Raw genomic sequence first — 23,085 nt, forward strand, 5'->3', positions numbered from 1 at the left:
GGTGTCGAACCCGCGTTTCGCCCGGATTCACTCAGCTCGATGAGCTGTCTCGATCAGAAGGATCGGGTTCGATTTGGTTCAGTTGTTGCCACGGCGTTGCCACGTATTCTCAGTGTTGGGGTGTCAGCGTGAGCTTGAGATCGAGTGCGTCAGCGAGCTTGCTCAGCGTCGCGACGGTGGGGTTGCCCGCACCGGACTCGATCCGGCTGATCTCGGACTGCTGCACACCGGTGACAGCCGACAGCGCCGGTTGACTCAACGCCTTCGCCTTGCGGGCGGCATGCAACTGCTCACCAAGCTCGGCACGAGCCGCCATCTCCAACTCGAACACGCGCGCGGTGGCATCGTGAACCCGCCGCTCGTCTTCGGTCCACTTCTCCTTGGCTCCCGCGACGAGGTGCTCGAAGCTCTTCGCCATCCCGACTCCTTCCTTGGCCTCAATTATGTAATAGAACGCATAGCTCGTCAACGCCTTCGCGCCTCGGCTCGGCACGCTCCAAGCCCGTCAACGCGCTGATCTCCACGATCTTCGCGCAGACCACCCCCGAAGCAGTGCTCGCGCAATACAAGGCCGTGATCGACAGCCTGCGCTCATCGTTCCCCGAGATCAGCGCGATGCTCGAGGCCGCCGAGCCCGACCTCACCGGCTTCGCGGCCCTGCCGCGTGAGCACTGGCAAAAAGTCTGGTCCAACAACCCGATCGAGCGCCTCAACCGAGAGATCAAACGCCGCGCCGACGTCGTGCAGATCTTCCCTGACCGCGACAGCGTGACCCGTCTCATCGGCGCCGTGCTGCAAGAGCAGCACGAGGAATGGACCTACGGCGAACGCCGCTACTTCTCCGACATCTCCATGCGCAAGCTCGTCCACACCCTCCGCGACCACACCGAAGCGCCACGCCCCGAGCTCTACCTCACCGCCTGACCATCACCCATCACAGGAAGCAACCGGAGTGACACCACACCACTCAGTGTGAGTCTGGTGCTCGTCGGCAATGCTGATGGTCGTGCTCCTGGCTCGCTCAACCACGCCATGCCCCGTCCGCGGTGGCCGGGTCCCGTCTTGCGGTCGGGAGCATGGTCGGGACCGACCGGCGTGGCTTGATAGGAGCGTGGCGACGCCCCAACTGAGGTTTGCCCTCCGGGCCGGCCCCCTTCACCGTTCCCACTCTCGGATGGAAGGCGGCATATCCATGATCATGCTTGGAATCGATGCTCACAAACGCACTCACACCGTCGTCGCGGTCGATGATCTCGGCAGGCAGCTGGGCGTCAAGACGACGACTGCGACCACCAGCGCAGATCACCTTGATCTGATGCGATGGGCAGACCAATTCGGTGCCGAACGGTCTTGGGCGGTGGAGGACTGCCGACACCTGTCCCGTCGTCTGGAGCGCGACATGCTCGCGGCCGGCGAGAAGCTCGTGCGCGTGCCACCGAAGCTCATGGCGCACGCCCGTGACGCGGCCCGCACCTACGGCAAGTCCGACCCGATCGATGCGTTGGCGGTGGCTCGCGCCGCGCTACGGGAACCAAGCCTGCCCACCGCGCAGCTTGACCCTGCGGCTCGTGAGATCCGCCTGCTGGTGGATCATCGCGAGGATCTGACGGCCGAACGGACCCGGCAAATCAACCGACTCCGCTGGCACCTCCACGAAATCGACCCTGCCTGGGACCCCAAGAAGGGTGCCTTCAGCACGATGAAGCACCTCCGTCAGATCGAGGAGAGGTTGCACGCGATCGACGCGGTCGTCGCACGGATATCGGTGAGCATCGTTGAGCGGATCCGCGCTCTCACTGTCGAGATCAACGCGCTGGAATCTGAGCTGGACGACCGCACCGCCGACGTCGCGCCGACCCTGCGCCAGACCTATGGTGTCGCCGCGATCAACGCGGCCAAGATCATCGGCGAGGTCGCGGGCATTAGCCGGTTCCGCAGTCGACACGCGTTCGCGAAGCACAACGGCACCGCGCCCACGCCGGTCTGGTCCGGAAACCGCGACCGACACCGACTCAGCCGCGCTGGCAACCGGCAACTCAACGCGGCGATCCACCGGATCGCCGTCACCCAAGCCCGCTCGTTCGGCCCCGCCCGCGACTACATCGCCCACCGCCTGGAGAGCGAAGCAACCCGGAAGGAGGCCATCCGCTCACTCAAACGGAGACTCTCCGACGTCATCTATCGGGCACTCCTCGCCGACGCGACAACGCTTGAACCGACCGTCATGCCCCTCGCCGCTTGACATAGGAGAGAGGGGACTTGACCACGGCCAGTGCCAGCCCGGGTAGGAATCACTTCGGGGCAGGACTGTGATGAGTCACAGCCTCGCCAAGGCGGGGCTGGACAAGCTTCTGATCAGGTCACCGAGGTGGGCCGGGATGGCGCTGGCCGACCTGCTTCCGCCGGACAATTCAGTTCGAGGACACCGCTCACGCAGGTCAGTCACCTATTGGGTCACAGCAGTCGCAGCCGGCCAACGCCATCCTTCAGCAGCCGGTCCCGGACCAGCCACCTCAAGACTCACAGTCACCGATGTCCTGAGACATCACACGCCCTCGTTCCATTTCAAATGTGGGCAAAATGTGGGCACGAGCCCCTTCCGAGGCAAAGCAGAAGCCCCGCGATCCCAGTGTTTCCAAGGGCTCTCGGGGCTTCGACGCTGGCGGTGACGGTGGGATTTGAACCCACGGTAGGGGGTCACCCTACACGACTTTTCGAGAGTCGCACCTTCGGCCGCTCGGACACGTCACCGCGAAAAAGTGTACGGCACCCGACGGGGGTGTCGCCAATCCCCACCACGCCCGGCAGCCGCCTCCACCGGTGATCGAGAGCGGCCGCGACCTCCGGCATCCCGCCGATTAGGCTGAGCCGGAGCGAGAGGAGGCGTGCGTGTCGAACCACATCACCGCCCCGATCCTCGACGAGACCGGGTACGCCGTGCTCCGCCCCTCCGAGCAGAGGGTGGATGCCGCGGAGTGGCTCGACCTCGAATACACGCCGTGGCGCTCCTCCGGCATCACGCGCTTCGCGCCGCTGGCCAGCTATGCCGGCGAGATCGAGTGCAACGCGTTCTGGAACCACACGCCGCCGCGACCGGACAAGGACGGCGTGTGGGTGCCCGAGCAGGTCGCCAAGGCGCCGACCCTGACGGCCGCCGCCGCAGAGCCCGGGGCGAACATCGGGCGCTGCCGGGTCATCGAGCTTCGGCCCAACACCTACGCCGACGCGATCTACAACCTGCACCGCGACGACAACAACCGTCTCAATCCGCCCGGCACGGGGTGGATCGTGCGCGGGATGCTGAACCTCACCGACGACACCGACTCGGTGTTCATCCTGCGCGAAGACCGGTTCGACCCGGCAACGGAGGTGCGGATCCCGCTCCCGGCCGGCACGCGGCTCATCGTCGACACCGAGCGCCTCTGGCACGCTGTCTGGCACCGCGGCGAGAAGCCGCGCTACTGCCTCATCACATCGTGGGAGTCCGGCGCCGAGCTCCAGGCGTACGCCGAGGCCAACGGCGCGTCCCCGCGGTCGCCCTCCGCGCCGATCGATCCCGAGACGGCGACAGCCGCCGAAGAGGAGGTGCGCCGGCGCCTCGAAGAGCGGCGACGCGTGTTCTCGGCGCAGGGAATCGTCGAGCCGTTCTCAGGCCTCGACGGCCCCGCCGATGCGATGGATGTCGGCGCGCGACCGTAACCTGAGGGGCATGGCCGCTCGCAGACCCACCGCCCCCTTCCGGTGCACCGAGTGCGGCTGGACGGCCCTGCGCTGGGTGGGCCGATGCGGCGAGTGCCAGCAGTGGGGCACCGTGGTCGAGGCATCCGAGCAGACCGGCATCGTCCGCCGTGTCGAGCCCGTCACCCCCGGCGGCTCGCGGGCCGCGCGGCCGATCACCACCTTCGACACGAACGAGACGACGCGGCGGACGACCGGCGTCGGCGAGTTCGACCGTGTGCTCGGGGGCGGGCTCGTTCCCGGCGCCGCCATCCTGCTCAGCGGCGAGCCGGGTGTCGGCAAGTCGACGCTCCTGCTCGAGGTCGCCGCGCACAGTGCGCTCGCCGGCCGCCGCGTGCTCTACGCGAGCGCCGAGGAGTCCACGGCGCAGGTGCGGCTGCGCGCCGAGCGCACCGGCGCCCTGCACGACGAGCTGTTCCTGGCCAGCGAGACGGACCTGGCCACGATCCTCGGGCACGTCGACCAGGTCGAGCCGGACCTGCTCATCGTCGACTCGGTGCAGACCGTCTCGTCCGCGCAGTCCGAGGGGATCGCCGGACACCCCAGCCAGGTGCGCGAGGTGGCGTCGGTGCTCATCCGGCTCGCGAAGGAGCGCGAGCTGCCGGTGATCATCGTCGGTCACGTCACGAAGGACGGCTCGATCGCCGGCCCCCGCATCCTCGAGCATCTGGTCGACGTCGTCTGCCACTTCGAGGGCGACCGGCAGACGTCGCTGCGATTCGTGCGCGCGCTGAAGAACCGGTTCGGCCCCACCGACGAGGTGGGATGCTTCGACATGACCGGCACCGGAATCGACGAGGTGCCCGATCCCAGCGCGCTCTTCCTCGGCGGCGGGGCCGCGGTCGCGGGCACCTGCGTGACGATCGCCCTCGAAGGTCGGCGTGCACTGCCCGTCGAGGTGCAGGCGCTCACGATCAAGAACGGCGGACCCAACCCGCGGCGGGTGGTCAGCGGCGTCGACCCGGCCCGCGTGGCCATGGTGCTCGCGGTGCTCGAGCGACGGGCCGGCATCCGCGTCTCCGATCATGACGTGTACGTGTCGACGGTGGGCGGCGTGCGCCTGGTCGAGCCGGCCGCCGACCTCGCGATCGCCATCGCGGTCGCCGGTGCCGTACGCGATCTGGCTCCCGCTCCCGGTACCGCCGCCGTGGGCGAGCTGACTCTCGCCGGCGAGATCCGCCCCGTCACCCAGGCGCTGCAGCGCCGCAGCGAGGCGGAGCGGCTGGGTTACCGTTCTCTGATCGACTCGTTCTCCGAAACGCTGCGCGACGCCCTGCTCGCGGTCGCCGGAGGGGTCGGCGCCGCGGCCCCGCGCCCCGGCGACGGTGCGCCCGACTTCTGACCCGACCCGGTTCTGAACCGGGTCCAAGATCACAGCCAGCTAAAGGAAGAATCAGGTTTCCCTCAAGACACTCGTGCCGAAACGGATGTGCGCGTAGCGTGTCAGCATTCCGGAGTTGATGTGGCCTCAGCGCCACACACGGTATCTGGGGGCAGAAGGGGCCCTCTCGAATCCTCCATTGGGGACTGGACGACTCGAGAGGGCCCTCGTACTCTCCGCTCGGCTCGGTGCCGGTCGCTGGGGACGACTCCGGCTCTGACTGCTGGGGACAGCGACGAGCCGTAACCGCGGGAGTTGACTCCAGCCTATGGTCGCGCCACCCCTTCGTCTGTAGGCACTTCGGGGGACAAAACCCGCCTTTCCAGCCTTTCCAGACGGTTTTCAGCCCTTCCAGACGGTCTTGAGGTTGCAGAACTCGCGGATGCCGGCAGCCGCCAGCTCGCGACCGACGCCCGAGTCCTTGATCCCACCGAACGGCAGCTCGGGGTAGGACGCCGTCATGCCGTTGATGAAGACCGCTCCGGCATCCAGGTTCTCGGCGAACCACTCCTCCTCGTCGGCGTCGTTCGTCCACACCGCCGAGCTCAGACCGAAGGTGGTGGAGTTGGCGAGGGCGAGCGCCTCGTCGCGGTCGGCGACGCGGTAGACGGATGCCACGGGCCCGAACGCCTCCTCGAGGTACAGGCGCATCTCGGGCGTCACGTTCTCGAGCACGGTCGGCTCGTAGAACCAGCCCGGGCGGTCGGGGACCGTGCCGCCGGTGCGCACATGCGCGCCCTTGGCCACCGCATCGGCGACCTGCTGCTCGAGCTCGTCGCGGCCCGACTCGGTGGCCAGCGGCCCGATGTCGGTCGTCTCCTCCAGCGGGTCGCCCACCTTCAGGGCGGCCACCTGCTCGGTGAACTTCTCCACGAACGCGTCGTAGACGTCGCTGTGCACGATGAACCGCTTGGCGGCGATGCACGACTGCCCGTTGTTCTGGTTGCGTGCGGTGACCGCCACCGAGACGGCCTTGTCGAGGTCGGCGCTGGGCATCACGATGAACGGGTCCGAGCCGCCGAGCTCGAGGACGACGTGCTTCACCTCGGAGCCGGCGATGGATGCCAGCGACCGCCCGGCCGGCTCGGAGCCGGTGAGCGTGGTCGCCTTGACCCGCGGGTCGCGCAGGACCTTCTCGACCCGGGACGCGGGGATGAGCAGGGTGCGCAGCGCCCCGGCCGGGAAGCCGGCGCGCTCGAACAGGGTGTCGAGGTAGATCGCTGCCTGCGGCACGTTCGAGGCGTGCTTGAGCAGACCGGTGTTGCCCGCCATCAGCGCAGGGCCCGCGAAGCGCAGCACCTGCCACAGCGGGTAGTTCCACGGCATGACCGCCAGCACGACCCCGAGCGGGGCGTAGCGGGTGCCGGCCTTGCTCGCGTTGACCTTGGCCGGGTCATCGAGGGGCTCGGGTGCGAGGAACTCCTCGGCGTTGTCGGCGTAGAAGCGCAGGCCCTTGGCGCACTTGAGCACCTCGGCGCGAGCGCCGGCGATCGGTCGGCCCATCTCGATGGTGATGATGCGGGCGAGCTGCTCCACGTCCTCTTCGAGGATGTCGGCGGCCCGCCGCATCCACTCCGCCCGCTGGGCGAACGTCGTCGACCGCAGCTGTCGGAAGGCGGCGTCCGCCTGGGCGATGCGCTCCTCGACCTCGGCGTCGGTGTGCGGCTCGAACTCCTGCTCGGTCTGTCCGGTGAACGGGTTGACGGTCGCGATGGCCATGGCGGGCTCCCTGTGTGACGGGCTCGTGTGAGGGGGTCTGTGAAGAGATGGATCGCATCGAGTTTATCGATGCCATGCATGGCCCGGGGCCGGGCGCGGATGAGCGTCTCAGCGCACATGATGGAGGTGCCGCGATCAGAGGAGCCCGCATGCGATTCGTCGACCTGTCCATGCCGCTGGATGACGTCGTCCCCGTCGATCCGCCGTTCCTGCGGCCGAAGATCGACTACAAGGATCACACCGCCGGGATCCGGGACATGGAGGCCATGTACGGCATCCGTCCCGACCAGCTGCCCGACGGCCAGGGGCTCGCCGCCGAGACGCTCAACGTCACCACCCACGCGGGCACCCACGTCGACGCGCCGTGGCACTACCACCCCACGATGAACGGGGGCGAGAAGGCCTGGACGATCGACGAGGTGCCGCTGGACTGGTTCTTCCGGCCCGGCGTCAAGCTCGACCTGCGCCATCTGGAGAGCGGCCATCTGGTCAGCCCCGCCGACCTCGACGCCGCCCTCGACCGCATCGGGTACACGCTGCAGCCGTTCGACATCGTGCTCATGCACACCGTCGCCTCGGCCGCCTACGGCCGCGACGACTACATCGACACGGGGATCGGCTTCGGCCGCGAGGCCACCCTGCACCTGACCGGACAGGGCGTCCGCGTGGTCGGCACCGACGCATGGGGCTGGGACCTGCCGATCGCCGACAACCGGCGCCTCTTCGAGGAGACCGGCGATCCCTCGGTGGTGTGGGAGGGGCACAAGGCGGGCGCCGACGTCGCCTACTGCCAGATCGAGAAGCTGCAGAACCTCGAGGAGCTGCCGGCGACCGGCTTCACGGTCGCGTGCTTCCCCACCAAGGTGCGCGGGGCATCGGCCGGGTGGACGCGGGCTGTCGCGATCTTCGACTGAACGGGTCAGCCGCCGCCCTTTCCGCTGTTCCCGCTGCCCTTCCCGCTGTTCCCGTTTCCACCGCCCTTGCCGCTGTTGCTGTCGCTGTCGCTGCCGCTGTTGTTCCCGGGGCCGCGGTTCTCGTTCCCCGCGCTCGCACCGGACGCATCCTCGGCGACGCCCTCGTCGACGCTCGGGCGATCGACGACCGCCACCTCGACCGCGGTGTCGGCGGCCGGTGCCGGCTCCCCGGCGGGCGCCACCTGGTCGAAGCGCTGCCCCAGCTGCGCGCCCAGCGACAGCCCGACCTCCGACGGCGCCGCCACGGGAGCGGCGGCCGAGACCGCCAGGCCCACCCCGACGGCACTGGCCAGCACCAGGCCCGCCGCGGCCGCCAGCGCACCGGCGCGGCGACCCCGGTGCGGCGCCGCGTGCGCGACGGGGACGGGGAGGGGCTCGGTGCGCGGTTCCGTGGCAGGCGAAGGGATGCCGCGGCCCGGCGTGTCCACGCGGGGCCCGGTCTCCTCCGGCTGGGACGGATCCTCCCAGGGCATCAGGAGAGCCCGGAGCTGCTCGCCCGTGGAGCCGGTCGGCGCGCGCAGCTGACTGCACGCGACCGCCACCTGCAGCGCCGTCGGCCGACGTGTGGGGTTCGCGGCCGTCATGGCGATGAGAAGCTCGCGCCACTCGTCGGGCAGGTTGTCCGGGATCGCCGGGGAGGTGGTGAGCCGTGCGACCACCGCCTCCGGCCCCACCGCCGCACCGAACGCGGGGCGGGCAGTGAGCGCTTCGAGCAGAACCAGCCCGAGGCTGTAGACGTCGGCGGCGGGAGCAGGCGACTCGCCGCGGACCTGCTCCGGGGCGAGGTACGCGGCCGTGCCGACGATCATTCCCGGGGATGTCACCCGCGTCGCATCCAGCAGACACGCGATGCCGAAGTCGGTGAGCTTGGCGCGGAAGGCCCGGTCGGGCAGCGGCGAGGGCCACAGCAGCACGTTGGAAGGCTTGAGGTCGCGGTGCACGACCCCGTGGTCGTGAACGGCATGCAGCGCCTCGGCGAGATCCATGCCCAGCGCCGCGACCAGGTCGAGCGGCAGCGGGCCGTGATCGAGCCGATCGCGCAACGTGCGCCCTCGGACGTACTCCATCACGATGTAGCTGGGGCCGTCGTCGGCGATGTGCGCGTCGTACACCGTCACCACAGAGGGGTGGGTGAGCGCGGCGAGCAGCGACGTCTCCATCCGCGCCCGCCGGCGGGCTGCCGCCTCCATCTCGGTGCGCATGATCTTGACGGCGACGGTGCGCTGCAGCGCGAGGTCCTCCGCGCGGTACACACGCGCCATCCCGCCCTCGCCGATCTGCTCGTCGATGCGATACCGGTCGCCGAGGATCTCCCCCGACACCGCGGACGGCGCATCCACCGTCGTCATCGCACATCACCGCTCATGCCCGGGATGCTATTGTGCCGACCCTGGACCATCCCGCGGGTTGACATTCGCGCCGAGGCGTGCCACGAGCAGGCGATGCGCCCGCTCCGACCGCCCCGCTCAGTACAGCAGGAACTGCGCCGAGCCGTCCGATTCGACGCCCGCGATCTCGACGGTGAGATGGTACGAGGCTCCGCCGCCGGGTGCGGAGGGCCGGTCGCCCTCGCAGGTCTTCACCGATGAGCGGGTCCGGTCCCACTCCAGCGGCGCGGCGCTGGAGACACGCTGTCCGGCGGCCAGCAGCACGATCTGATCGCTGGGCTTGGACTGGCAGTCGGTGGAGCGCCACCAGACATCCGACCCGCTCGAGATCGTGAACTTCTGCGTGCTCGTGCCGACGTTCAGCGTGCAGTCGACGTCGCCGGTGTTGGTGAGGGCGATGGACAGCTTCGGCTTCTCGCCCGACCGGTAGGCCTCCTTGTCGATGATCGGCTCGACGAGCAGGTCATCGTTGGCGCACGCGGGCGTCGTCGTCGCAGTCCCGCTCGGCGTCGGAGCCGGGGTGGTCACGGGAGGCGAGGCGGTCGCGGACGGCGTGGGCTCGGGGCTCTGGCCGACGGGCACCGGCAGCGACAGCGCGGTCTGATCCGGGGAGGGGGATGCCTCCGGCTCAGCCTTCGGCGACTGGCTCGCCGCGCCGCTCCAGGGTTGGGTGATCAGCAGCCACACCACGGCGATGATCGCCACCAGCACGACCAGCACCATGAGCCGGCGCCTGCGGTACACGGCCGGCGAGTGCCGGCGGCGGGGCGGGGTCGAGCTGGTCATGCGCCCAGGTTAAGCCGAGGCATCCCCCGTTCCCGGTCGGCGCGCCCTGGTGGGCGGGTGTGCTCAGAGCAGCTTCAGCATCCGGGTGTTGCCGAGCGTGTTCGGCTTGACGTGCGCGAGGTCGAGGAACTCCGCGACGCCCTCGTCGGGGGAGCGCACGAGCTGCGAGTACACATCCGGATCGACCACCTGCTCGCCGATGGGGGCGAACCCGCGGCGGGTGAAGAACTCCACCTCGAACGTGAGGCAGAACAGGCGTCGCAGCCCCAGGCGGACGGCGCGCTCCTCCAGCTCGGCGACGAGGGCGCGACCGACGCCGCGGCGCAGCCAGTCGTCGGCGACGATCAGCGTGCGGATCTCACCGAGGTCCTCCCACATGACGAACAGCGCACCGCAGCCGATGAGCCGGCCGTCGGCGTCTTCGGCCACGACGAACTGCTGCACCGACTCGTAGAGGACCACCAGCTCCTTGCCGAGCAGGATGCGCCGCTGCACGTACGGGTCGAGCAGCTCGGCGATCCCGCGCACATCGCGCGTCACCGCGGGGCGGACGATGAATTCGCTGGGCACTCTTCAACCCTATGCCCGCGTCCGGAGAGCACGGATCAGCGGGCGATGCGCGATCGGCGGGGTGCGCCATCTGCCTCGCGTTGGTCCGGCTACTGGGTGGCGGCAACCCCTTCATTCGGCCCGACTTGGAGGGCGTCGCGAATGGCCGCGAGGAACCAGCGCTGCGCGTAGGTCTCGCGCCCCTTCGACTCGCGCTGCGACATGAGCCAGACCGCCGTCGACGGCGACGTGAAGGGCAGCCTCAGCAGCTTCACATCGTCTGCTCGGGCGAGTTCACGGAATGCATTGATCGGCACGATCGCGGCGTAGCCGCACTCGCCGACGATCTTCGGCAGCGATGTGAAGCCCTGCACCTCGACGTGCGGGGAGTCCGCGAACACGCCGGGCCCGATGCGTGCCAGGACGTCGGTGATCGCCTTGTGCCCGGCGGACTCGCCGACCCGCACCTCCGGAAGCCGGCGCAGATCCTCCAGGCGCACCTTCCCGTCGTCTTCGGTGAGACTGCCCGGCACCATGCATCCGTACTGGTCGTGGAACAGGATCTCCTCACGGATCCCACCCTGCACACGAGAGCTGGCGATCGCGGCGTCGACGTCACCCGAGGCGACCCGCGCGCCGATGGTGGTGATGTCCAGGCGCTCCGCCACCACGCGGATGCCTGGTCCCGATCGCGCCATCACCCGGAGGATCCGCGGCAGCAGCGCGGCTTCTCCGAGATCGGTGAGGGCGATCCGGAACCGCCGAGTCGAGCTCTGCGGGTCGAACCTCGTCTTCTCCTCCGCCACCGTGGCCAGCTGGGTGATCGGTCCTCCCACCTCCTCGTAGATGGTCGCCGCCAGATGAGTCGGCCGGACTCCGCTGCGCGACCGCACGAACAGCGGGTCGTCGAAGTGCTGTCTGAGCCGCTTCAACGCGTGGCTGACCGCCGGCTGCGACAGATTGAGCGCCTCCGCCGCCGCCGTGATGCTGCCCAGGCGATAGACGACGGTGAACGTGTGCAGGAGATTCAGGTCCAAGCTCTGCGGCATCCATCATATATATCGCACGAATAATGATGATGCTGAGTATTCATTTGACGGAGGTTTATACCTGACGTATGGTCATGGCTCCGGTACTCGATGGAGAAGGCGGGAAGCAATGGCGCAGGAGGTTGCGGTCTCCGAGATCGTCGGCCAAGTGCTGGCGGAGCTCGGCGCGCGCACGGTGTTCGGGGTCGTCGGGAGCGGGAATTTCCGCATGACCAACGCGATGATCGAGCACGGCGCGACGTACTACGCGGCCCGCCACGAGATGGGCGCCGCGTGCATGGCGGATGCCTTCTCGCGGATCACCGACGAAGTCAGCGTCGTCAGCCTGCACCAGGGGTGCGGCCTGACCAACGCGCTCACCGGCATCACTGAAGCCGCCAAATGTCACACGCCGCTGATCGTCCTGGCCGCCGACACCGCCGTGGGCGATGTCACCTCCAACTTCTTCATCGACCAGGACGCGGTCGCGGCGGGGGCCGGCGCCATCCCGATGCGGATCCACTCCGCGCGCACAGCCGCGGCGGACGCAGCCCGCGCTTACAACGTGGCCAGACGGGAGCGCGCGACGGTCGTGCTTTCGGTCCCGGTCGACCTGCAGGAGCAGCGCGTCGCGCGTCCGTCCGGACGCACACCCACCGCGCTTCCGCCGACCGCGGTGAGGCCCGACGCAGCCGACATCGAGCAACTCGTGACCCTGCTCGGCCGCGCGGAGCGACCCGTCGTCGTCGGTGGGCGCGGGGCGCGGGGCGCGAAGGCGGAGCTGCGAGAACTGGCCGACCTCACCGGGGCTCTCCTCATCGCCTCCGGCGGCGGCAGGGGGATCTTCGAGGGCCACGAGTGGGCACTGGACATCATGGGCGGATTCGCGACCGAGGAGTCGGCCGCACTGGTGCGCGAAGCCGACCTGATCGTGGGCTTCGGCGTCGCCCTCAACGACTGGACCACGCGCGGCGGAACCCTCACCGAGAATGCCGCTCTCGTGCAGGTCGACGACCGGGCAGCTGCCATCGGCAAGCACCGCCTCGTCGATCTCGGGATCCTCGGCGATGCGGCTGCGGTCGCCCGGGCCGCGTGCGACGCCTTGCGCGACGGCGGTCCTCGCGTCGGATACCGCACCCCGGACGTCGCCGAACGCGTCCGACGTGGACGCTACTGGCGCGACCAGCCTGTCGAGCACGTCGACGAGCCGGGCCATGTCGACCCGGCTGCTCTGACCAACCGGCTGGATGCGATGCTCCCCCTCGAGCGCGTCGTCTCGGTCGACGGGGGCAATGTCAACGCGTACCCCGGCGCGCACTTCCGGGTGCCCGACGAGCAGGGCTACTGCCTGCCCCTCTCGTTCCAGTCGATCGGTCTGGGGCTTGCCAGCAGCATCGGGGCGGCGATCGCGCGTCCCGACCGGCTGTCCGTCCTCGGGGTCGGTGACGGCGCGTTCCTCATGGCCGCCGCCGAGCTGGACACGGCCGTCCGCCTCGGACTCGGGATGATCATCCTCGTCTACAACGACGACGCCTATGGCGCCGAGGTCCACCTCTTCCCCGACGCCAGCCCGAAGGAGGAGGAGATCGTCCGCTTCCCGGACACCGACATCGCGGCGATCGCCCGCGGCTACGGCTGCGATGCGATCACGGTGCGCTCCCTCGACGACCTCGGGGGCGTCTCCGAATGGCTCGAGTCGCCCCGCGAGCGCCCGCTGGTGATCGATGCGAAGATCACCGGCCGCCCGTCCTTCCTGATGAAGATGGGCCACGACTTCACGGGCACGGGTGGCGGCCACTGAGCCGCCGCCGCGCCCCAAACAGCACAACTGAACACGACATTCCACGCACCGAGAACAGATCCATGAGATGAGGGAGTTCGCCATGGCCTTCAACCGAGTACGACACGCCACACGATTCGGAGTCCTCGCCGCGATCGCGAGCGCAGCGCTGATCCTCACGGCGTGCGGAGGCGGCCAGGCCGATGCCGGCCCCACCGAGGGCAATGGGGATGCCGCCGACCTGAGCGGAGTCATCCGGGTCGGCTACCTCGCGACCGGCTCTTCGCTGCCGCTGTTCGCAACAGCAGAGAAGTACGCCGACGAGATCGGCATCAACCTGGAGATGATCCAGGTCAACAGCGGCAACGAGTCTCTGACCGGCGTCGCCACCGGGCAGTTCGACGTGGGATTCGCCGGAATCGGATCCGGCGCCTACAACGCGGTCGACGAGGGGCTCCCGGTGCGCTACGTGGCCCCCATGCACGCCGGGTACCTCGAGGACTACTTCATCATCTCCTCGCAGCACGCCGACAGCCCAGAGGCGGCGGCCGACCTGGCAGAAGACATGTCCGACTTCGCCGGCCAGTCGTTCGCTGCGAACGCGCCAGGTGTCGTGACCGAAGCACTCCTGGGCTTCGCCTTGGAGCGGGTGGGCCTGTCGATGTCCGAGATCAACCTGGAGCACATCCCGTTCCCCGACCAGGTCGTCGCCCTGGCCAACGGCGGCATCGCCGCAGGCATCCTCTCCGAGCCCTTCCCGACGCAGGCGGAAGGCAACGGCGCCGGCTACCGCCCGTGGGAGACCCCGGACACCGAGCCGATGCCGTTCACCGGAATCATCTACAACACCGACTGGGCGGAGGCGAACCCGCAGCTGGCCGAGGCCTTCATGGAGGCGTATGCGCTTGCGGCCGCCGACCTCGCCGAGAACGGCTGGGACACGCCCGAGATGCTCGACCTCATCGAGCAGTACACCGGCGCCGATCCCGCCGTGGTCGCCGCGTCCCGGCAGCACCACATTCCTGCGGACCTGAGCGTGGACCTCGATCTGGTCCTGCGCTACCAGGAGTTCTTCATGGAGCAGAACTCGCTCAACTACGACGAGATCATTCCGGAAGAGCAGATCTGGGACTTCCGCTGGCGGGATGCCGTCCTGGGGAACTGACCGGTGATGCCCGACGCGAACATCAAGGTCCGCCTGGAGCACGTCACGAAGCAGTTCGAGGGCGCCGCGACCGTGACGGCCCTGGATGATGTCTCACTGGACATCGCCGAAGGGGAGTTCGTCTCGATCGTCGGGCCCTCCGGATGCGGGAAGTCCACGCTGCTGCGCCTCGTCGCAGGTCTGCACGAGGCCAGCAGCGGGACCGTGCGGATCGCTTCGAGCGAGCCCGATCGACCCAAGACCGCGATGGTCTTCCAGGAGCACGCTCTGTTCCCCTGGCTCTCCGTGCGGGAGAACGTGATGTTCGGCCCGCGCAACCGCAGAGTGCCCAAGGCCGAAGCGGCGCGCATCGCCGACGAGCAGCTCGCCCGGCTCGGGCTCGCCACGTTCGGCGACTTCTATCCGCATCAGCTGTCCGGGGGGATGAAGCAGCGGGTGGGCATCGCGCGGGCGCTGGCGCAGGACGCCGAGATCCTGCTCATGGACGAACCGCTGGGGGCGCTGGACGCGCAGACGCGGACTCTCCTGCAGGAGCAGATCCTCGAACTGCGACAGGAGTCGCAGCCGACGGTCCTCTACATCACGCACGCGATCGACGAGGCCGTGTTCCTCTCCGACCGGGTCGCGCTGATGACGGCACGGCCCGGCCGCATCAAGGACATCATCGACATCGACTTCCCCGCGGCGTCGCGGCGACCAGAGCTTCGCGGGACGGAGGAGTTCGCGGCGCTGGCGCAGGACATCTGGGAGCACCTGCGCGACGAGGTGCAGGCGGCGATGGCGATGGAGCGACCGTGACCTGGGCGGCGCTGCGCGGGAAGTGGGTGTTCCTGGTCGGCCCAGTCGTGATCCTCGGCGTCTGGGAGCTGCTCAGCCGCACCGAGATCCTGCGGCCGACCTTCTTCCCCCCGCCCACCGCGATCATCGCGCGCTCGTCGATCGTGTTCGAGGCCGGCCGCGACGGGATCCTGGACGACATCGGGATCACCGTCCTGCGGGTCCTCATCACGATCGTGCTCGCGGTCGTCCTCGGAGTCGGCATCGGCATCGCCGTGACCGCGTCGCGGTGGACCGAGCGCGGCATGGGCACGATGATGGCGTTCATCTACCCCATCCCCGGGGTGCTCTTCTTTCCGTTCCTCGCGTTCATCCTCGGGCGCAGCGAGTTCGCGGTCCTCATGACGGCGCTGGTCACTCCCCTGGTGGTGATGGTGATCTACACGATCGCCGGCGTGCGCGACATCCAGCCCGTCTATCTCGAGGTGGCCCGCAACTACGGCAGTCGCGGCATCCGCTTCTTCCTGCGTGTCATCCTCCCGGGCGCCCTCCCCTCGATCGTGACCGGCATCCGGATCTCCCTCGGGTTCTCTCTCATCGCGGTCATCGCGATCGAGATGGTGGGTGCGCAGGACGGCCTCGGGCGGTTCCTGTGGTCGAACTGGCAGATTCTGCGGGTGACCGACATGTACGTCGCCCTCCTGTGCATCGCGGTCCTCGGGCTGCTCACGTCGGTCGGCTTCGACGCGGTCGCCGACAGGCTGATGCCCTGGCGGACCGAGTTTCGGAGCGGATCGTGAACAGAATCGTGCGCAACGGGGCAGAGCTCTGGGCGATCCCGGTGCTCCTGCTCATCGTCTGGGAGATCGCGACCCGCACCGGGCTCCTCGACCCGCGCTTCTTCATCCCCATGGGCGACGTCGTCCTGACGACGATCGACCAGCTGTTCAACGGCAGGCTCGGCAGCGACCTGCTGATCACTCTGGGCCGTCTGGGCCTCGCCTTCGCGCTCGCGGCAGCGACCGGGATCGCCTTGGGCATCGCCTCCGGCAATTGGCGCGTCGTGGAGTGGCTGACCCGCCCCATCACCGACACGATCTATCCGCTCCCGAAGATCGCGATCCTGCCGCTGTTCATCATCATCGTGGGGCGCGGCGAGTTCGCCTTCGTCCTCACCGCCTTCGCGACGGCGTTCTTCCAGATCACCATCAGCACGCGCTCGAGCGTGCGCAACGTCGACCCGGAGCTGCTGGAGGCGGGGCGGAACTTCGGCGCCCACGGCATCCGCTACTTCACCCGGCTGCTCTTCCCCGCGATCGCTCCCGCGGTCTTCAACGGTCTGCGACTCGGGATGGCCACGTGCCTCATCACCCTCGTCGCGGCCGAGTTCGTGGGCGCGGACTCCGGGCTGGGGTCGATGATCTATCGGGCCGGCCAGCAGTTCGCGATGGATCAGGTCTATGCGGGCCTGGTCATCGTCGGCGTCATCGGGCTGCTCGTGAACCTGCTGTTCCGCGCGGCCGAGCCGCTCCTGCTGCCCTGGCAGAAGCGGCATTCGGCCGGCGGGACGAGCATCATCGCCGGCGGCGCCTGAGCGTCAGGCGTTCGCCGCGAGGTCGGGCGTCGCCGTGATCTCACCGGCTGACGCCACGCCCACCGCGACCTTCTCGCCGCGGGGACCGTGCTCGAAGGTGAACTTGCCGTTCTCCACGTCGACCTTCACATGGTCGCCGGAGTCGAGCTCGCCGTGCAGGATCTTCTCGCTGAGCAGGTCCTCCACCTCACGCTGCATGGCACGTCGCAGCGGCCGCGCACCGAGCGACGGGTCGAAGCCGATCTCGATGAGACGCTCCTTGGCGGCCTGCGACAGTTCGATGGTCATGTCGCGGTCGAGCAGGCGGTCGCTGAGGCGCTTGGTGAACAGATCCACGATCTGCACGAGCTCGTCCTTCGACAGCTGCGGGAACACGATCACGTCGTCGAGGCGGTTCAGGAACTCCGGCTTGAAGTTGCGCTTGAGCTCCTCGTCGACCTTGCCCTTCATGCGCTCGTACGAGGTCGTCGAGTCGCCCTCGACCTGGAACCCGACCGGGCCGCCGGCGATGGCCGACGAGCCCAGGTTGGTCGTCATGATGATGACGGTGTTCTTGAAGTCGACGACGCGGCCCTGACCGTCGGTCAGCCGGCCCTCCTCGAGGATCTGCAGCAGCGAGTTGAAGATGTCGGGGTGGGCCTTCTCGATCTCATCGAACAGCACGACCGAGAACGGCTTGCGACGCACCTTCTCGGTGAGCTGACCGCCCTCCTCGAAGCCGACGAACCCCGGAGGGGCACCGAACAGCCGCGAGACGGTGTGCTTCTCACCGAACTCCGACATGTCGAGCGAGATCAGCGCGGTCTCGTCGTCGAAGAGGAACTCCGCAAGGGCCTTGGCGAGCTCGGTCTTTCCGACGCCGGTGGGCCCGGCGAAGATGAACGAGCCCGACGGGCGCTTGGGGTCCTTGAGGCCGGCACGCTGGCGGCGGATCGTGCGCGACAGCGCGTTGATCGCCTCGTCCTGCCCGATGACGCGCTCGTGCAGCGCCTTCTCCATGAAGACGAGCCGGCTGGACTCCTCCTCGGTGAGCTTGAAGACGGGGATGCCGGTGGCCTGTGCGAGCACCTCGGCGATGAGTCCCTCGTCCACTGTGGCGTGCGTGGCGACGTCACCAGACCGCCACTGCTTCTCGAGACGCAGCCGCTCGGCGAGCAGGCTCTTCTCCTCGTCGCGCAGGGCGGCGGCCTTCTCGAAGTCCTGGTCCTCGCTGGCCTGCTCCTTGTCCTGGCGGACCTTGGCGATCTTCTCGTCGAACTCGCGCAGCTCGGGCGGGCTCGACAGGATCGACAGGCGCAGCCGGGCACCGGCCTCGTCGATCAGGTCGATGGCCTTGTCCGGCAGGAAGCGGTCGCTCACGTACCGGTCGGCGAGATTGGCCGCGGCGACGATGGCGCCGTCGGTGATCTGCACCTTGTGGTGCGCCTCGTAGCGGTCGCGCAGCCCCTTGAGGATGTTGATCGCGTGCGGGAGCGAAGGCTCGGCCACCTGGATGGGCTGGAAGCGGCGCTCCAGCGCGGCATCCTTCTCGAAGTGCTTGCGGTACTCGTCGAGCGTGGTCGCGCCGATCGTCTGCAGCTCGCCGCGGGCAAGCAGCGGCTTCAGGATCGAGGCGGCGTCGATCGCGCCCTCGGCGGCGCCCGCACCGACCAGCGTGTGGATCTCGTCGATGAAGACGATGATGTCGCCGCGGGTGCGGATCTCCTTGGTGACCTTCTTGAGTCGCTCCTCGAAGTCGCCGCGGTAGCGCGAGCCGGCGATGAGCGAGCCGAGGTCGAGCGAGTAGACCTGCTTGTCCTTCAGCGTCTCGGGCACCTCGTTCTTCACGATCGCCTGCGCGAGGCCCTCGACGACGGCGGTCTTGCCGACGCCGGGCTCGCCGATGAGGACCGGGTTGTTCTTCGAGCGGCGCGACAGGATCTGCATGACGCGCTCGATCTCCTTCTCGCGCCCGATCACCGGGTCGAGCTTGTTCTCGCGCGCGGCCTGCGTGAGATTGCGGCCGAACTGGTCGAGGACCGCCGAGCCGCCCTGGGCGGCCTGCGGGTTCTCGTGGGCGGCGCCGGAGACGGCGGCCGGCTCCTTGCCCTGGTAGCCCGAGAGCAGCTGGATGACCTGCTGGCGCACCTTGTTGAGGTCGGCGCCGAGCTTGACGAGCACCTGGGCGGCGACTCCCTCACCCTCGCGGATGAGGCCGAGCAGGATGTGCTCGGTGCCGATGTAGTTGTGGCCGAGCTGCAGCGCCTCGCGCAGCGACAGCTCGAGCACCTTCTTGGCGCGGGGCGTGAACGGGATGTGGCCGGTCGGCTGCTGCTGCCCCTGGCCGATGATGTCCTGCACCTGCTCGCGCACGGCGTCCAGCGAGATGCCGAGGGACTCGAGCGCCTTGGCGGCGACTCCCTCTCCCTCGTGGATCAGTCCCAGCAGGATGTGCTCGGTGCCGATGTAGTTGTGGTTGAGCATCTTCGCCTCTTCCTGGGCGAGCACAACCACGCGACGGGCACGATCCGTGAATCTCTCGAACATCGTCGACTCCTTCAGGCGCACTTCTGGCGCCTACCTCGAGGGTAACGAGCGGGGGGACGCCGATTGCCGCTGTTCGCCATCGGCATAGCGCCGCGCGACCTGGGCGCGGTGGTGTTCAGCGGTCGCCGAGGATCGTCGTCGAGCCGCTGATCTGGGCGCCGGCGAACGTGAGGGTGACGTCGTCCTCGTCGCGGAATCCCTCCGGTGCGGCGGCGACTGCGACGCGCGGAGCCATGTCCATGGTGCAGACCTGGTCCTCGGGGAGGTCGGCGAACGTCAGGGCGAGGGCATCGTCTCCGGCCGCCTCCACCGCGGCAACAGTCGGAGCACACGACGAGGAGCCCCAGGTGAGCACGACGAAGCCCGTCGCGTCGAACCACCCCGCGCTGGGGGTGTAGTCGGTGCTCTCCCCCGGTATTCCGGTGAGATCGTCCTCATCGTCGAGCATCGTGGCGCCCTCGAGGGCGCCCGTGACCACGATGGTGAGCTCGCCCGTGATGTCGACACCCGCCGGGAGGGCGACGTACGTCGCCTGGGGCACGTAGTCCATCGTGCAGGGGCCGTCCTCCCGCTCGGAGATCACCACGGTGACCGACGACCCCTCGCCCTGCACGTCATCGACCGTGGGAACGCACGTGGAACTGCCGTATGTGACCAGAGCGATCGCGCGCCCGGCATCGAGCCACGCGGCATCCAGCTCCGACGCCTCGGTGGTCTCCTGCGCGGGCGCAGGCGGTGGCGGCGACGACTCGGGTACCGCGCCGGTCGGGGTCGCGCAGGCGCTCAGCATCAGGCCGGCGGTGATCGCGGCCGCGACGGCCACCACACGCAGAGTCTTCATGCCCCCGATCCTGCCGGATGGCGAATGGAGAAATGCGGGGAAGTCCATCACGAATCGGTGACGACAGGCATCCCACCCCGGCGAGGCCACCGCCGGGACGGCGCGGATAGACTGCCCGGGACGCGCAGGCGCGCGTGACGATCGCGATCGGCTGGGAGACATGGGTACGGGGACGACGCGAGCCAGTCTGCGCAAGCAGCTGGGCGTGATGCTTCGGATGGCGGGGGCCCATCCGCGGCGCTGGGTCGCGACCGCCGTGGCGGCGTCTGTCGCACTCGCCGCGCTCGACACGCTCGGCGTCGCGGCGATGGTGCCGCTCATGCAGCTGACGACGGGATCGACCTCGGGCCCGGTGCTCGAATGGCTCTCGGATGCCCTGGGGACGTCATCGGTTCAGGTGCTGCTGCCGGTCGTTGCGGCATTCGTGGCGGGTGCCTTCATCTTGAAGAGCGTCGGCGCGCTCGGGTTCCGCTGGTGGCTGCTGGGACGCACCACGCGGGTCTCGGCACGATCGTCGATCGAGCTCATGCGACGCTACGTCCTCGCTCCGTACAAGGCCCACCGCACCCGACGCATCAGCGAGATCTACCGCAACATCAACGACGCGACAGCCCAGGCCGCCAGTGTGCTGCTCGCGACAGTGAGTCTGTTCTCGGACATCCTCGTGCTGATCGCGATCACCGGGGTTCTGGCGCTCACCTCCCCCATCGTCACCTTGTTCACGGTCGCGCTGTTCAGTGTGCTCGTGCTCGGCGTGCAGCGGATGCTGCGTCGTCGGCAGGTCCGGATCGGGGAGGAGTCCGCCCAGGCCCGGCTGGAGGCCTGGCAATACCTCATGCCCGGCCTCGACGGGTTCCGTGATGCGCGGGTGACCTCATCGGCGGGCGTCTTCGTCGACGGTTTCCGACGTGCACGGATGCGGGTGGCCGGCCTCAATCGTCAGGTGTCGATCCTCGCCGACATGCCTCGGTACATCCTCGAGATCGGGTTCGTGTTCGCGATCCTCGGCATCTCCGTCATCCTGTTCGCCACAGGAACACCGGCAGAGGCGCTCACCGTGCTCGGAGTCTTCGCCGCCGCCTCCGTCCGTGCGCTGCCCACGCTCACGCGCCTCAACTCCGGTTTCGCCACGGTGCGCACGGGTCAAGCGGGACTGCGGATCATCTCGGAGGCCGTCGCCCAGCTCGATGCCGAGGGCATGCACGACGAGACCCCCCGCAGCGACGACGAATACGCCGGCGACATCGTGCTCCGAGACGTCAGATTCCGGTATCCGGATGGCGACCAGTCGGTGCTCGACGGGATCTCGCTCGTGATCCGCCAGAATCGCACGACGGCGTTCGTGGGATCCAGCGGCGCCGGGAAGAGCACCCTCCTCGACCTGGTCCTCGGGCTGCTCGAGCCGACCGAAGGCGCCATCGAGTGCGGGGGCCGATCACTGTCCGATGATCTGGCCGCGTGGTATCGGGGGATCGGGCTCGTCCCTCAGGATGTCTTCCTCGTCAATGACACGATCATCGCCAACATCGCCTTCGGGGTCAGGCCCGGCGACGTCGATCACCAGCGGGTGCGTGAAGTCGTGCAGATGGCCCAGCTGAATGACACGATCGCCTCTCTGCCGGACGGGCTCGACACCGTCGTCGGCGAACGGGGGGTGCGCCTGTCCGGGGGGCAGCGACAGCGCCTCGGCCTCGCCCGCGCGCTGTACCGACGACCGCGTGTCCTGGTGCTGGACGAGGCGACCTCCGCGCTCGACAACCTCACCGAGCACGAGATCGCCAGCACCCTGACCGAGCTGCGGGGGAGCATGACCATCCTCATCGTCGCGCATCGACTGTCGACGGTGCGCCACGCAGACACGCTCGTCTATCTCGCTGACGGACGCGTGGAGGCGGAGGGGACGTTCGAGGCCGTGCGCGCGCAGAGCGCCGACTTCGCGCGGCTGGTGGAGCTCGGCGAGCTGACCTGACTACCGGCCTGACATGGTCCATGCCGCGCCCAGGATCGCGTCCCACGACGAGGGTGTGAACCGGAATCTTCCCGCCCGCGGCGTGAAGGTCATCTCACCGAAGACGATGCGACCGTGCACGTTGTAAAGATCGACTCGCACGAAATCAATACCCCTGGCCAACGCAGCCGCGACCTCGCGCATCTCGGCCAGGTTCTCCGGCCTCTCGATCGCGGCAGACCGCCCGAAGTCCTCGAAGTCCAAGTCGAGCGGATTCCAGTCCGGGTCGACGAAGTACATCAGATCGTGACGACGATCAGCGACCTGGATCACGACGGGCGTTCCGTCGAAGCACCAAAGCCGGTAGTCCAGCGGCCCGTTGTCCCGTCCATCGTCGAGCAGCTCCTCGACGAGGATCCTGGGGTGGACATCGAAGTACTGATATTCGCGACTGACCCAGTAGTAGTTCTGCTTCAGCCAGGACCTGAGCTGCTGAACCACTGCGGCCTCATCGATCGGGCCGCTCACGGTGATCGTCTGCCCCGACGCATGATTGGTCTTGATCACGTACCGGTCGGGAAGCTCCCGGAAGGGGATCTTCGCTGGATCGACACCATGCCAGTGCAGGGTGGTCAGGTACTTGTCCCCGACGACTCGTGCCACGTGTTCGCGCACCTGGAACTTGTCGACGAGCGCAGTGAATTCGGTGCTTCGCGATCGGTTCATCAGCACCATCCGGCGGAACAGCTTCTCCGAGAAGCCCTGCGGATGCCGCACGTCCAGGTCGCGGCCGGAGATGTCGCGGTACGTGTTCCTGAGGATCCGCTCGCCCTCCCAGCGGCGCAGGGCCCTTCGCCTGAGGTCCCGCAGACGCCGCACGGCTCTGGTCAA

At 68.5% G+C, this 23,085-nt stretch carries 19 protein-coding genes, 1 tRNA gene and 1 pseudogene; 11 read left to right on the forward strand and 10 right to left on the reverse strand.

What is annotated here, in order from left to right; genetic code table 11:
* Positions 1-109: 109 nt before the first annotated feature.
* Entirely contained in the window at positions 110-418 is a 309-nt protein-coding gene (locus ACIWQI_RS04060) for a helix-turn-helix domain-containing protein (protein ID WP_396655831.1), read from the reverse strand.
* 20 nt (positions 419-438) lie between these two features.
* Between ACIWQI_RS04060 and ACIWQI_RS04065 the strand changes: the two are divergent.
* Both ACIWQI_RS04065 and ACIWQI_RS04070 read left to right on the forward strand, forming a co-directional pair.
* Positions 439-924, forward strand: a pseudogene (locus tag ACIWQI_RS04065) (transposase); the annotation flags it as partial.
* Positions 925-1,192: 268 nt separating this feature from the next.
* Positions 1,193-2,242: an IS110 family transposase gene (locus tag ACIWQI_RS04070; protein WP_396655832.1), complete on the forward strand. Its 1,050-nt coding sequence runs from the start codon at positions 1,193-1,195 to the stop codon at positions 2,240-2,242.
* Positions 2,243-2,660: 418 nt separating this feature from the next.
* Here ACIWQI_RS04070 and ACIWQI_RS04075 read toward each other — a convergent pair.
* Positions 2,661-2,751 (reverse strand) — tRNA-Ser (locus ACIWQI_RS04075).
* Between the two features lie 138 nt (positions 2,752-2,889).
* On the opposite strand from ACIWQI_RS04075, the gene ACIWQI_RS04080 reads away from it, so the two are divergent.
* Both ACIWQI_RS04080 and radA read left to right on the forward strand, forming a co-directional pair.
* The gene (locus tag ACIWQI_RS04080; RefSeq protein ID WP_396655833.1) at positions 2,890-3,699 is read left to right on the forward strand and encodes a hypothetical protein; all 810 of its coding nucleotides are present in this window, start codon (positions 2,890-2,892) and stop codon (positions 3,697-3,699) included.
* 10 nt (positions 3,700-3,709) lie between these two features.
* Positions 3,710-5,080: a DNA repair protein RadA gene (gene radA, locus ACIWQI_RS04085; protein WP_396655834.1), complete on the forward strand. Its 1,371-nt coding sequence runs from the start codon at positions 3,710-3,712 to the stop codon at positions 5,078-5,080.
* Positions 5,081-5,461: 381 nt separating this feature from the next.
* Here radA and ACIWQI_RS04090 read toward each other — a convergent pair whose 3' ends face one another.
* Positions 5,462-6,838, reverse strand: coding sequence for an NADP-dependent succinic semialdehyde dehydrogenase (locus ACIWQI_RS04090; RefSeq protein ID WP_396655835.1), 1,377 nt, complete (start codon positions 6,836-6,838; stop codon positions 5,462-5,464).
* A 149-nt stretch (positions 6,839-6,987) separates the two neighbouring features.
* Here ACIWQI_RS04090 and ACIWQI_RS04095 point away from each other — a divergent pair, with 149 nt between their 5' ends.
* Entirely contained in the window at positions 6,988-7,752 is a 765-nt protein-coding gene (locus ACIWQI_RS04095) for a cyclase family protein (RefSeq protein WP_396655836.1), read from the forward strand.
* 5 nt (positions 7,753-7,757) lie between these two features.
* Here the strand turns inward: ACIWQI_RS04095 and ACIWQI_RS04100 are convergent, their stop codons facing one another.
* From ACIWQI_RS04100 to ACIWQI_RS04115, 4 genes are all read right to left on the reverse strand, one after another.
* The gene (locus ACIWQI_RS04100) at positions 7,758-9,161 is read right to left on the reverse strand and encodes a serine/threonine-protein kinase (RefSeq protein ID WP_396655837.1); all 1,404 of its coding nucleotides are present in this window, start codon (positions 9,159-9,161) and stop codon (positions 7,758-7,760) included.
* A 117-nt stretch (positions 9,162-9,278) separates the two neighbouring features.
* Positions 9,279-9,986 carry a hypothetical protein gene (locus ACIWQI_RS04105; RefSeq protein ID WP_396655838.1) on the reverse strand — a complete coding sequence of 236 codons (708 nt, stop codon included), beginning with the start codon at positions 9,984-9,986 and terminating at the stop codon, positions 9,279-9,281.
* Positions 9,987-10,049: 63 nt separating this feature from the next.
* Positions 10,050-10,556 carry an amino-acid N-acetyltransferase gene (locus tag ACIWQI_RS04110; RefSeq protein ID WP_396655839.1) on the reverse strand — a complete coding sequence of 169 codons (507 nt, stop codon included), beginning with the start codon at positions 10,554-10,556 and terminating at the stop codon, positions 10,050-10,052.
* Positions 10,557-10,645: 89 nt separating this feature from the next.
* Complete coding sequence (locus ACIWQI_RS04115; protein ID WP_396655840.1) at positions 10,646-11,584, reverse strand: LysR family transcriptional regulator; 939 nt, start codon at positions 11,582-11,584, stop codon at positions 10,646-10,648.
* A 109-nt stretch (positions 11,585-11,693) separates the two neighbouring features.
* Here ACIWQI_RS04115 and ACIWQI_RS04120 point away from each other — a divergent pair, with 109 nt between their 5' ends.
* The 5 genes from ACIWQI_RS04120 (at position 11,694) to ACIWQI_RS04140 (ending at position 16,879) form a co-directional block, all read left to right on the forward strand.
* Positions 11,694-13,364 carry a thiamine pyrophosphate-binding protein gene (locus ACIWQI_RS04120; protein WP_396655841.1) on the forward strand — a complete coding sequence of 557 codons (1,671 nt, stop codon included), beginning with the start codon at positions 11,694-11,696 and terminating at the stop codon, positions 13,362-13,364.
* An 82-nt stretch (positions 13,365-13,446) separates the two neighbouring features.
* The gene (locus ACIWQI_RS04125; RefSeq protein ID WP_396655842.1) at positions 13,447-14,508 is read left to right on the forward strand and encodes an ABC transporter substrate-binding protein; all 1,062 of its coding nucleotides are present in this window, start codon (positions 13,447-13,449) and stop codon (positions 14,506-14,508) included.
* Between the two features lie 6 nt (positions 14,509-14,514).
* Entirely contained in the window at positions 14,515-15,306 is a 792-nt protein-coding gene (locus ACIWQI_RS04130) for an ABC transporter ATP-binding protein (protein WP_396655843.1), read from the forward strand.
* Positions 15,303-16,085 carry an ABC transporter permease gene (locus tag ACIWQI_RS04135; protein ID WP_396655844.1) on the forward strand — a complete coding sequence of 261 codons (783 nt, stop codon included), beginning with the start codon at positions 15,303-15,305 and terminating at the stop codon, positions 16,083-16,085. The genes ACIWQI_RS04130 and ACIWQI_RS04135 overlap by 4 nt, the downstream gene beginning before the upstream one ends.
* Positions 16,082-16,879 carry an ABC transporter permease gene (locus tag ACIWQI_RS04140; RefSeq protein WP_396655845.1) on the forward strand — a complete coding sequence of 266 codons (798 nt, stop codon included), beginning with the start codon at positions 16,082-16,084 and terminating at the stop codon, positions 16,877-16,879. The genes ACIWQI_RS04135 and ACIWQI_RS04140 overlap by 4 nt, the downstream gene beginning before the upstream one ends.
* Positions 16,880-16,882: 3 nt before the next feature.
* On the opposite strand, the gene ACIWQI_RS04145 is transcribed toward ACIWQI_RS04140, so the two are convergent.
* Together ACIWQI_RS04145 and ACIWQI_RS04150 are read right to left on the reverse strand one after the other, a co-directional pair.
* On the reverse strand, positions 16,883-19,405 hold the full coding sequence (locus ACIWQI_RS04145; protein WP_396655846.1) for an ATP-dependent Clp protease ATP-binding subunit: 2,523 nt from the start codon (positions 19,403-19,405) through the stop codon (positions 16,883-16,885).
* Between the two features lie 115 nt (positions 19,406-19,520).
* The gene (locus ACIWQI_RS04150) at positions 19,521-20,246 is read right to left on the reverse strand and encodes a hypothetical protein (RefSeq protein ID WP_396655847.1); all 726 of its coding nucleotides are present in this window, start codon (positions 20,244-20,246) and stop codon (positions 19,521-19,523) included.
* Positions 20,247-20,406: 160 nt separating this feature from the next.
* Between ACIWQI_RS04150 and ACIWQI_RS04155 the strand changes: the two genes are divergently transcribed.
* Entirely contained in the window at positions 20,407-22,215 is a 1,809-nt protein-coding gene (locus tag ACIWQI_RS04155) for an ABC transporter ATP-binding protein (RefSeq protein ID WP_396655849.1), read from the forward strand.
* Here ACIWQI_RS04155 and ACIWQI_RS04160 read toward each other — a convergent pair whose 3' ends face one another.
* Positions 22,216-22,971 carry an ATP-grasp fold amidoligase family protein gene (locus ACIWQI_RS04160; protein WP_396655850.1) on the reverse strand — a complete coding sequence of 252 codons (756 nt, stop codon included), beginning with the start codon at positions 22,969-22,971 and terminating at the stop codon, positions 22,216-22,218.
* Positions 22,972-23,085: the final 114 nt, after the last annotated feature.

It is taken from the genome of Microbacterium sp., from assembly GCF_044508325.1.
Classification (GTDB): Bacteria; Actinomycetota; Actinomycetes; order Actinomycetales; family Microbacteriaceae; genus Microbacterium.